Below are 9,229 nucleotides of genomic sequence, written 5' to 3' on the forward strand. Positions count from 1 at the left end.
GAAAGCTTTATCTATGTCGCACCCGAAGAAATCCCCGATATCGTTGCCAAAACCGGTTGCCGGGTGATGTTGCTGGGCGGCCTGCCGGTTGGCCGGCGCTATATCTGGTGGAACTTTGTCGCCAGCACCAAGGAACGGATCGAGGCCGCCAAAGCCGACTGGGCGGCGGGCAAGTTCCCGCAGATCGATGGCGAAGACGATGCTTTGCCACTGCCTGAACGTTCGACCGGCTAATTACCGCATCAGAATTGGATTGAAGACATGCGTTTGTTTGTTGGTGTGGAAATTCCCCACGATATTGCGACCGACCTTTATCCGCTGGGGCGTGCGATCAAGGGGCTTGATGCCCAGACCCCGGAAAACATGCACATCACCCTGAAATTCATCGGCAATGTCGATCCCGGCCTTGCCAGCGAAATCGATCAGGCCCTGTCACAAGTGGCGTTCGAACCCTTTGATCTGCAGGTATCGGGCCTTGATATGTTCGCATCCAACCGCAAGGTCCGCATTTTCTGGGCCGGGGTAAATGATCAACCAGCTTTGCGCACTCTTGCCAATCGGGTTGAAAACGCGCTTCTTGCGCTTGATGAATGCCCCGAAATGGATATGCGCAAATTCACCCCGCACATCACGCTGGGGCGTAACCGCGATGCGGCGCGTGCGTCCATCGAACAGGCGATTGTCGATCATGGCGATCTGTCATCACGGGTGTTCACCGTTGATCGTTTCTGTTTGTATGAAAGCCACGCAACGGCGGATGGTCCCGAATTTCGCGTGATCGCCGCCTATGATGGCAAGGACGGCCCGATCAAGGAGCCGGACCTGACTGACGCCTTTGTCACAGAGGATTTTCAATGAAACTTGGCTTTATCGGAACCGGTGCGATCAGCGATGCGGTCATTCGTGGTCTTTTGACATCTGACTATCGCGTAGATGAAATCATCGTGTCACGCCGAAGCGCGCATATCTCGGCAAAGCTCGTCGCCGACTTTGACCGGGTGCGGGTCGAAGACGACAATCAGGCGATTATTGATCAATCCGATATGATCTTTCTCGCTGTTCTGCCGCAGATTGCCGGTGATGTGCTGTCCGCCCTTCGCGTGCCTGATGACAAACAGATTGTTAGCCTGATCGCCACCATCCCGATTTCTGATCTCAAAGTCTGGCTCGGCACCAACGCGCAATGTGATCGCGCCATTCCCTTGCCACCTGTCGAACATCATGCCTGTGTCACGGCGGTCTATCCTGGCTCACCCGATGTCATGGCTCTGTTTGAAAAACTCGGCGGGGCGGTGGCGGCTGAAACCATCGATGCCTTTGATGGCTATGCCACTGGCAGCGCCCTGATGGCGACCTATTTCACCGTGCTTGAAAGTGCCGCACAATGGATGGTTAAACAGGGTTCGGATTACGGTGATGCCAGGCGTTACCTTGCCGCTCTGTTTTCCGGGCTTGCCGGGAACACCGACAAATCCCCCGATCAAAGCTTCGCCGATCTTTATGAAGGCCACGTCACCGCCGGTGGCCTGAACGAACAGGTCGCGCAAACCTTCATCCGCGAAAAGGGCACAGATGCGCTTCATACCGCCCTTGATGAAGTCTTCGCCCGGATCAAGGCATCTGCGTAATCCCCATTGGGCAACGCAAAACGGGCGACCAACAAGGCCGCCCGTTTTTCTGTTCCTTATATAATGCGTGCTGAGCTCTCAGGCCGCCGCCCTGTTCTGATACCCCACCGTCAGGCGTTGCTGTCCGCCATTGCCCGTTTCGATCAGATCAACCATGGCATAGCCGAAATCGGCATAGGAAATCCGGGCAACCCCATCGTGATCGGGGATCAGCGTATCAGTGCCGCGCACATATTGACCGGTCAGCGGCCCCTCGATCAGCATTGCGGGCGGTCGCTGGCAGGTCCATTGCACATCGTCATATTGATCAAACAACGCATCCTGCTTCGCACAGGCCTCGGCAATCGGGCGCACAGCATCGGGCAGGAAGTCCGGCGCACTCAGGACAGTATGCCCGCTGTCATCGGCCAGTTTCAGGGTCGCGGCCCCGCCAGTCAGGTAAATCGGGGCTTTGGTTTTACGCGCCGCATCCAGCAACACCCGGCTCATCTCAACCAGCAAACTTTCTGATCCGCTGATCGGGCGAAGTGCGCTGATCGCCACGTCATGGCTTGCCATCAGCTCTGCAACGCGGTCCGGCTTGGCCAGCACATCAACGCTTTCGCGCGCGACGCTGTTTGGCACATCAGCCAGTTTATGGATATTGCGCGCAATCGCGGTGACGCTATGGCCGCGTTTTAGGGCTTCATGCAGGGTGGCGGTACCGACATCACCGGTGGCACCAAACAGGACAATTTTCATCGGACGTTTCCTTATATATGTGGGGCGGTTTGTTTTTATGTGGTGCGAGGGGCGGGTTCGTTGATCGCGGCTGGTGCTGGTTCCGCCAATGGCGCAGGCGCGGGACGCGCTGCCCGCTGACCCAGCCAGATGCTGGCCAGCACAACAATCACGCCTGCGATCTGAAGCGGGCTCAGGGCCTCGCCCAGAATAATCCAGCCCAGCAAAACCGCACTGGTCGGGCTCAAAAAGCCAAAGCTTGTCACCGTCGTCGGGCCAAGCCGCGCAATGCCTCTGAACCACAGGTAATAGGTCAGGGCCGCACCGATCATGCCAAGCCACACCAGACCGGCCAGATTGGTTGCGGTCGGCACCGGAAAGCCGGGCTCAAGGATCAGGGCCACCGGGATCATCAGGATCCCGCCCGCGGTTAATTGCCAGGCGGTAAAGGTCAACGGTGATACCGGCGGCTGCCACTTGCGGGTCATCACCGTGCCGGCGGCCATGGATGCGGCACCGAAAAGGGCGGCGGCAATGCCAATCGGATCAAGGCTGCTGGTCGGGCCAAGGACCAGCATCGCTACCCCGATCAAGCCGGAAATGGCGGCAATAATACCCAGCATCGTAATCCCGGATCCCAGCGCAAAGCGCGCCAAAAACAGCACCAGCAAAGGCTGGATCGCGCCAAGCGTTGCCGCCACCCCGCCCGGCAGGCGATAGGCCGCGACAAACAGCATCGACCAGAAAACGGCAAAGTTCAGCGCGCCAAGAATAAACACCCGGGCGCGCCAGCCAGCAGGCGGCAATTGCCGCACAACAAGCAACAGGATCAATCCGGCGGGCAGAGCACGCAGAAGGGCCACGGTAAGCGGAAAACCATCAGGCAGCATTTCCGTGGTGACGATATAGCTGCTGCCCCAGATGATCGGGGCAAGAGCAGTCAGGCATAAATCGGTTGTTCGGTTCATGGTGGCATCTCCATTTATCTTGACATCAAGATATATTCAGAAATCTTGACGTCAAGATAAAATTCTGAAAAGAATCCGAGCCATGGATAAAGTTGATCGCATTCTTGCGCAGTGGCGCCGTGAAAGACCTGACCTTGATGTTACCCAAATGGGCGTCATTGGCCGGATAGGACGACTGCGCAGCCATCTGAGTGCTGCACATGAACGTGTTTTCAAAAAATACGATCTGTCGCTGGCAAGTTTTGACGTTCTGGCGACACTGCGCCGGTCCGGCCCGCCCTATGCGCTGAGCCCGTCGGAGCTCATTGACTGGACCATGGTGACATCGGGCACCATGACCAACCGTCTTGATCGGTTGGAAAAGGCCGGGCTGATCACCCGCCAACGCAACCCGGAAGACGGGCGCAGCTTTGTCATCGCCCTGACGGATAAGGGGTTTGAGCTGATTGATGCTGCCGTTACCGAGCATGTCGCCAACCAGCATCAGATGCTCGAAGCACTAAGCGCAGAGGAACTCGAACAGCTTGATGGCCTGCTGCGCAAATGGCTGGCGGCAATGAATTCTGCCGAGAATTCAGAAGACAGCTAGGTCAGTCATAAACGATCCCTGGGCTTAAAAGCTCAAAGCCTGCGATTTCAAACTCATACATGCCCGATCCGTCCGCCTTCTCGGCGCGGGCGATCAGCTTGCCATCCGCATTGCGAAAGACTGCGTGTGCTGTATGCAGGACCCGGTAACAGTGGCTGCCGTCTGGATAAAGGTATTTGATCATCACGCTTCCTTGCAAAAGGACATAATGATCGAGACGCCCTGACAACCTGTTGTCAGGAGCCGAGCAAAACGCGCGACAAATCAGGACCTGACACGAGGGTATGTGCCGGTTGATCTTGCCTCTATGTCTTGGATAAATGCTTTTTGTGTCAGTGGCAGAGAGGAGGGGATTCGAACCCCTGAGGGGCTTACACCCCAACACGCTTTCCAGGCGTGCGCCTTAAACCACTCGGCCACCTCTCCACATGCGATCTTTGATATATCGCGAAAGCGGGCGGACATTAGCCGAGACGCCCGCGCTTGACAAGGCCCAATCAGCCTCTTTTTTCACTTTGCTTAAATCCCACTGATTGGCCTGTAAATGGCCTGTGTTTCTGACATTTAATCGCCGCAAACCCTTGGTAAACGGGGCGTTGTCGGCATCTTTACTTCTTGTTGATGTCTGATCCGTAAGGTTTGGTGTCAGGTGTTTGCAACTCATGGGTAATGTTTTGTTATACAAATGCATCCCTTTACCCTTTATCTGCAAACCATTAGGCTTATTGTTGTTTTTCTAATATACCGACCCTGACAGGTCGCTTGGAGCGGATAATGTGGTTTTTCCGGGCGTTGGGATGGTTACTGCTTTTTGCCAGCATTGCTGTGCTGGTCGATGATTCCATTACCGCGCTTCAAACAGGAAGTTTTCGTCTGGTCGCCGCCGGCGAGCTCTGGTATCGCCTTGATACCGGCAGCCTGAACCTGTTGCAGTCCGTCATCCAGCGCTACATTTCCGTTTGGGCATGGGACACCATCTTTGTGCCGATCCTTCTGGCACCGGCCCTGGTTGTCTTGTTTGTGCCGTCCGCCATCCTTCTTCTGCTGACCCGCAAGCGCAAGCGTCAGCGCATTTTCTGATCTTCCATTCGCCAGAGCTCTTCACTTAACAGGGTGGTGCCCGGTTTAGCCCTTTGTCGCCTTGTCTGCACGCGGTGCAGTCGGCACACTGCCAGAAATCAAATGGCACAAGGCAGGAAAACCGGAATGAAGGCATGGGTGTGCAACGCATTTGGCGAAGTACCGCAATGGGTGGATGCTCCGGACCCGGTCGTCCAGCCCCGTCAGGTCCTGATTGATGTTGCCGCCTGCGGGGTCAATTTCGCCGATACCCTGATCCTGCAAGGCAAATATCAAAAACGTCCCGAAGGTCCCTTTTCCCCCGGCTTTGAAGTTAGCGGCACGGTGCGCGCGGTTGGCGATGGTGTCAGCCATGTCAAACCCGGTGATGCTGTCATGGCCATGCCCGATTGGGGCGGTTACGCCGAACAGGTCGTGGCCGATGGTAGCCTTGTGATGCCGCTTCCGAATGGTGTTGATTTCAACATCGCAGCAGCCTTTCAAATCGCCTATGGCACAAGCTGGTTTGCGTTGAAGTATCGCGCCGATGTCAAACCGAGCGAGATCGTTCTGGTGCATGGGGCGGCTGGTGGGGTTGGTCTGACGGCGGTGGAATGTGCCAAGCTTTTGGGCGCAACCGTCATTGCCACGGCCGGTGGGGCGGATAAATGCCAGATCGCGCGCGACCATGGTGCGGATCATGTCATTGACTATAAATCCGAAAACATCCGCGACCGGGTACGCGAAATCACCGCAAGCCTTGGCCAGCCCAAAGGCGTCGATGTTGTTTATGATCCGGTTGGCGGTGATGTCTTTGATCAGAGCCTGCGCTGCGTTGCGCCCGGCGCGCGCATGCTTCTGATCGGCTTTGCCAGCGGCACGGTGCCACAAATCCCGGCCAATATCCTGCTGGTCAAGAATGTCACCGCAATCGGTTTTTATTTCGGTGCCTATCTCGAACAAAATCCCGATATCGCGCAGGCCGGCATGGCAGAGCTTCTGGAACGCCTGAAATCCGGGGCGATCCGGCCGATGATCTCGGCGGTTTATCGTCTTGAAGATGCGATGGATGCCCTGACGGCCATTCGCGAACGCACGGCGACCGGCAAGCTGGTGATTGATTGCCGCCCAAACAGGTAAATAGGCGGATTTCAATACGCACATTGCTGGTATAGGATGAGCCCGTCCCAACCACTTCTCTGCCGGAAATCGCCGAATGCCCGACGACAAAAACAGGCCCGATCACGTCCAGTCTTCTGCGAAGACCCGTGATCAGTATGAAACCTATCCCTATCCGGCCCGCAATCCCGAGGATGAGGACAAGCGTCTGATTACCGGATCACCGGGCAACTGGGACGAGGTCGTGCATTTTGTCTTCGGCGGGCGCGATCCATCGGCACAGACCAAAAACGGCAAAATCAGAATCCTTGTCGCGGGTGGCGGCACCGGCGATGCGTTGGTCATGCTGGCCCAGCAGGCCCGTGACCGCAAGGCCAAGGCCGAGATCGTCTATATCGATCTGTCCGAAAGCTCGCGCGCCATTGCCGAGGCGCGTATCAAACGCCGCAGTCTGGAAAAGAATGTCACCTTCGTCACCGGATCCTTTGTCGATCTGGCATCTGAATATGGCCCGTTTGACTATATTGATTGCTGCGGGGTGCTTCATCACCTGCCTGATCCCGATGCCGGGCTCAAGGCACTTGCCGATGCACTGAAGCCCAATGGCGGCATGGGCCTGATGGTCTATGGCGAGTTGGGCCGCCAGGGCGTCTATCACATGCAGGAAATGATGGAACGCCTCAATGCCGAGGCCGGCGGGGCCAAGCGCCTGAATTTCGGCAAGGCGCTGTTTAACTCACTGCCCGGGACCAACTGGCTCAAACGCAACCCGTTTGTCGGGGATCATATCCATGGCGGCGATGCCGGGTTCTATGACCTGTTATTGCACCAACAGGACCGCGCCTATCGCGTCGACGAGGTGTTTGATTTTGTCGAGGCCGCTGGCCTTAGGCTGCAAAACTTTATCGAGCCGATGCGTTATGACCCGACCACCTATTGTTCACGCCATGATGTGCTTGATAAGGCAATGCACGTACCATTTCGCGAACGCGCGGCCCTGGCCGAACTGATGGCGGGCAACATTACCAAGCACACCTTTTATGTCGTCAAGGCAAAGAACAAGATCAAACCACCGGTCCCGTCGCCGGAACTGATCCCGACCTTCACCCGTGTTGATGGTGCGGCACTCGCCCGATCCGTCGCCAAGACCGGCAATATCAAGATCACCTTTACCGGCCTTTCAGTGACCCGCACCATGCCCTCGGCATCGCCTGCGATCCTGTCGCGGATTGATGGCAAACGCTCGATCGGTGAAATCTACGAACTGTTTGATCCCAAACCGGAAAAGTTCGAATTCAATGCCCAGTTTGCCGTGATGTATTCGGTACTCAATGCCGCAAACCTGATGTATCTGCGCCACCCCGAAAAGAAATAGCCCAAAGCAAAAAAAAATGTCGGTCACAGGGGGTGCGACCGACATTTAAATACGCACTTTCCAGCGGGGGGAGCTGGAATTGCGCTCAGGGATCTTGGGTGCAACGCCTTATTTAAGGCTGATGCCTTTCCACGCGTCCATCAGGGCTTCAATCAGAACCTGAAGCGGGAAGGTAATTGCGCTGTGAAGCGGCGATACATTGTTCTGCATGACAGAATACTCAGTTGGTGCGCTGTTGCGCGGGTTAAGCTTTCCAGAACGGCTTGGCGGCTTCGCGTTTTGCGTCATAGACGGTCCAGCCGATATCGCGCAGCATGTGTGCGTCCATGTCGGCCAGCTTCTGGCGCAGGTCGTGGCGTTTAAGCCAAGTGCGCGCCAAGTCCAGAAGGCTGGTGGCAGTGTGGTTACGGCGGGTGGCGACAAATGCGCCTGCTTCTTTGGTGATAGCAACCATGATTCTAATCCTCTTTAAATCAGGCCTGCTCTCAGCGATTCAGCGGCCCGCGCATCCACGATGCGTCTGTACTAATCTCGTTAAACCCAGAGTTACCCGAAAAAATACTTGCGCTCAAACCACCTTTTGTCATCATTACATGAGTTTTCATCATGCAAAGTCACTGTCATGAAACGCCGTCCATTGCCGCTAAATGCGCTCCGTGCCTTCGAAGTGGCCGGACGTCTCGAAAGTTTCACCAAAGCGTCACATGAGCTTAACGTGACCCAAGGGGCCGTCAGTCGACAGGTGCAGCATCTTGAAGAAGTTCTGGGTCGCCAGCTTTTTGAACGCCACCACAGAAGCCTGCGGTTGACGCGCGCCGGTCGCAACCTTCTTGAAGCCCTCACGCCAGCTTTTGACGCCATCGAAGACGCGGTTTCCAAGGTCGAAGACCGTGCTGATGACACCCACCTGTCTGTTTCGGCACCGCTGACATTTTCCATGCGCTGGATCGTGCCGCGGCTCGGGCGGTTTCAGATGGAGTATCCCGATTTTCAGGTCCAGTTGGGCACCTATAACGATGATCTGGCATCGGTTGACTTCAACGAGGTCGATATCGCCATCCGCTTTGCCGATCACGGCAACGAACAGCTTGTGCACGAATTTCTAACCGGTGAGCGGCTATTGCCGGTCTGTCATCCCGATCTGGCCAAGCAACTCAAAACCCCCGAAGACCTGGCGGGTGTGACGCTTCTGCACTGCTCGGCCCAGCGCGAAGATTGGCGCATCTGGCTTGAAGGAACCGGTATCAAGGGGGTGGATGGTACCAAGGGGCCGGTTTTTGCCACCCTTGATATGGCCATGGAGGCCGCGGCAAGTGGCTTTGGTGTTGTGGTGTCCGATCCGGCCATGATCGGGGAATATGTTGTGACCAATCGATTGACCGTGCCGTTTGATCTGCCGGTCGACAGTCCTTATGCCTATTCGCTGTGTTATCCGCGCGGGCGTCTGGAACGGCGCAAGGTCAAGGCGTTCCGTGACTGGTTGATGTCCGAGATCAAGCTTGAAACTGCGCGGCGAAAACTGACGCAAAAAGATGCGCGATAAACCAAACTCACGTGATGGTGCCTTGAAATTGAACGATTTAACGGTGACTATCAGGTGGTTCTAGTGTGGCATCATTCACAGACAACGTGGGCAGGGGGCATCGCGAAGTGACCGTTGATTGCGCCACATGGATTAAGTCCACATAATAGAACAGTGATCAGCTTGCATCAGGGAAAGACGACAATCACATGATTTCGTATGCAGCCAGCATGACAATGCCGGGCAGGA

12 protein-coding genes and 1 tRNA gene are annotated in these 9,229 nt (G+C 56.0%); 8 read left to right on the top strand and 5 right to left on the bottom strand.

Annotated features, from left to right (window positions below):
- From B3Z49_RS06950 to B3Z49_RS06960, 3 genes are all read left to right on the top strand, one after another.
- The coding region (locus B3Z49_RS06950; protein ID WP_296989303.1) for a pirin-like C-terminal cupin domain-containing protein at positions 1-234 on the top strand (234 nt) is incomplete at its 5' end.
- Positions 235-261: 27 nt separating this feature from the next.
- Positions 262-858, top strand: coding sequence for an RNA 2',3'-cyclic phosphodiesterase (thpR, locus tag B3Z49_RS06955; RefSeq protein ID WP_296989305.1), 597 nt, complete (start codon positions 262-264; stop codon positions 856-858).
- Entirely contained in the window at positions 855-1,628 is a 774-nt protein-coding gene (locus B3Z49_RS06960; RefSeq protein ID WP_296989307.1) for a pyrroline-5-carboxylate reductase, read from the top strand. Before thpR ends, B3Z49_RS06960 begins: the two co-directional genes overlap by 4 nt.
- Positions 1,629-1,706: 78 nt before the next feature.
- Here the strand turns inward: B3Z49_RS06960 and B3Z49_RS06965 are convergent, their stop codons facing one another.
- Together B3Z49_RS06965 and B3Z49_RS06970 are read right to left on the bottom strand one after the other, a co-directional pair.
- Positions 1,707-2,369, bottom strand: a complete 663-nt coding sequence (locus B3Z49_RS06965; protein WP_296989309.1) for an NAD(P)-dependent oxidoreductase — start codon at positions 2,367-2,369, stop codon at positions 1,707-1,709.
- 35 nt (positions 2,370-2,404) lie between these two features.
- Positions 2,405-3,316 carry an EamA family transporter gene (locus B3Z49_RS06970; protein ID WP_296989313.1) on the bottom strand — a complete coding sequence of 304 codons (912 nt, stop codon included), beginning with the start codon at positions 3,314-3,316 and terminating at the stop codon, positions 2,405-2,407.
- Between the two features lie 82 nt (positions 3,317-3,398).
- Here B3Z49_RS06970 and B3Z49_RS06975 point away from each other — a divergent pair, with 82 nt between their 5' ends.
- Positions 3,399-3,905, top strand: a complete 507-nt coding sequence (locus tag B3Z49_RS06975) for a MarR family winged helix-turn-helix transcriptional regulator (RefSeq protein ID WP_296989316.1) — start codon at positions 3,399-3,401, stop codon at positions 3,903-3,905.
- A gap of 1 nt (position 3,906) precedes the next feature.
- On the opposite strand, the gene B3Z49_RS06980 is transcribed toward B3Z49_RS06975, so the two are convergent.
- Positions 3,907-4,089 carry a hypothetical protein gene (locus B3Z49_RS06980; protein ID WP_296989318.1) on the bottom strand — a complete coding sequence of 61 codons (183 nt, stop codon included), beginning with the start codon at positions 4,087-4,089 and terminating at the stop codon, positions 3,907-3,909.
- A gap of 152 nt (positions 4,090-4,241) precedes the next feature.
- Positions 4,242-4,331 (bottom strand) — tRNA-Ser (locus B3Z49_RS06985).
- A 348-nt stretch (positions 4,332-4,679) separates the two neighbouring features.
- Between B3Z49_RS06985 and B3Z49_RS06990 the strand changes: the two genes are divergently transcribed.
- The 3 genes from B3Z49_RS06990 to B3Z49_RS07000 all read left to right on the top strand — a co-directional run bounded on the left by B3Z49_RS06990 (position 4,680) and on the right by B3Z49_RS07000 (position 7,458).
- Positions 4,680-4,985 carry a hypothetical protein gene (locus B3Z49_RS06990; RefSeq protein WP_008888520.1) on the top strand — a complete coding sequence of 102 codons (306 nt, stop codon included), beginning with the start codon at positions 4,680-4,682 and terminating at the stop codon, positions 4,983-4,985.
- A gap of 126 nt (positions 4,986-5,111) precedes the next feature.
- Complete coding sequence (locus B3Z49_RS06995) at positions 5,112-6,104, top strand: NADPH:quinone oxidoreductase family protein (protein ID WP_296989321.1); 993 nt, start codon at positions 5,112-5,114, stop codon at positions 6,102-6,104.
- 76 nt (positions 6,105-6,180) lie between these two features.
- Positions 6,181-7,458: a class I SAM-dependent methyltransferase gene (locus B3Z49_RS07000; protein WP_296989323.1), complete on the top strand. Its 1,278-nt coding sequence runs from the start codon at positions 6,181-6,183 to the stop codon at positions 7,456-7,458.
- A gap of 244 nt (positions 7,459-7,702) precedes the next feature.
- On the opposite strand, the gene B3Z49_RS07005 is transcribed toward B3Z49_RS07000, so the two are convergent.
- Positions 7,703-7,912: a DUF1127 domain-containing protein gene (locus tag B3Z49_RS07005; RefSeq protein WP_008888517.1), complete on the bottom strand. Its 210-nt coding sequence runs from the start codon at positions 7,910-7,912 to the stop codon at positions 7,703-7,705.
- A gap of 168 nt (positions 7,913-8,080) precedes the next feature.
- Between B3Z49_RS07005 and B3Z49_RS07010 the strand changes: the two genes are divergently transcribed.
- Positions 8,081-9,001, top strand: a complete 921-nt coding sequence (locus B3Z49_RS07010; protein ID WP_063086657.1) for a LysR substrate-binding domain-containing protein — start codon at positions 8,081-8,083, stop codon at positions 8,999-9,001.
- Positions 9,002-9,229: the final 228 nt, after the last annotated feature.

The organism is Thalassospira sp. UBA1131 (assembly GCF_002311515.1).
Classification (GTDB): domain Bacteria; phylum Pseudomonadota; class Alphaproteobacteria; order Rhodospirillales; family Thalassospiraceae; genus Thalassospira.

Excerpts from the sequence above, each read along its gene's own strand:
- thpR (WP_296989305.1), top strand. The coding sequence starts at position 262 with ATGCGTTTGTTTGTTGGTGTGGAAATTCCCCACGATATTGCGACCGAC.
- B3Z49_RS06960 (WP_296989307.1), top strand. The coding sequence starts at position 855 with ATGAAACTTGGCTTTATCGGAACCGGTGCGATCAGCGATGCGGTCATT.
- B3Z49_RS06965 (WP_296989309.1), bottom strand. The coding sequence starts at position 2,369 with ATGAAAATTGTCCTGTTTGGTGCCACCGGTGATGTCGGTACCGCCACC.
- B3Z49_RS06970 (WP_296989313.1), bottom strand. The coding sequence starts at position 3,316 with ATGAACCGAACAACCGATTTATGCCTGACTGCTCTTGCCCCGATCATC.
- B3Z49_RS06975 (WP_296989316.1), top strand. The coding sequence starts at position 3,399 with ATGGATAAAGTTGATCGCATTCTTGCGCAGTGGCGCCGTGAAAGACCT.
- B3Z49_RS06980 (WP_296989318.1), bottom strand. The coding sequence starts at position 4,089 with ATGATCAAATACCTTTATCCAGACGGCAGCCACTGTTACCGGGTCCTG.
- B3Z49_RS06990 (WP_008888520.1), top strand. The coding sequence starts at position 4,680 with ATGTGGTTTTTCCGGGCGTTGGGATGGTTACTGCTTTTTGCCAGCATT.
- B3Z49_RS06995 (WP_296989321.1), top strand. The coding sequence starts at position 5,112 with ATGAAGGCATGGGTGTGCAACGCATTTGGCGAAGTACCGCAATGGGTG.
- B3Z49_RS07000 (WP_296989323.1), top strand. The coding sequence starts at position 6,181 with ATGCCCGACGACAAAAACAGGCCCGATCACGTCCAGTCTTCTGCGAAG.
- B3Z49_RS07005 (WP_008888517.1), bottom strand. The coding sequence starts at position 7,912 with ATGGTTGCTATCACCAAAGAAGCAGGCGCATTTGTCGCCACCCGCCGT.
- B3Z49_RS07010 (WP_063086657.1), top strand. The coding sequence starts at position 8,081 with ATGAAACGCCGTCCATTGCCGCTAAATGCGCTCCGTGCCTTCGAAGTG.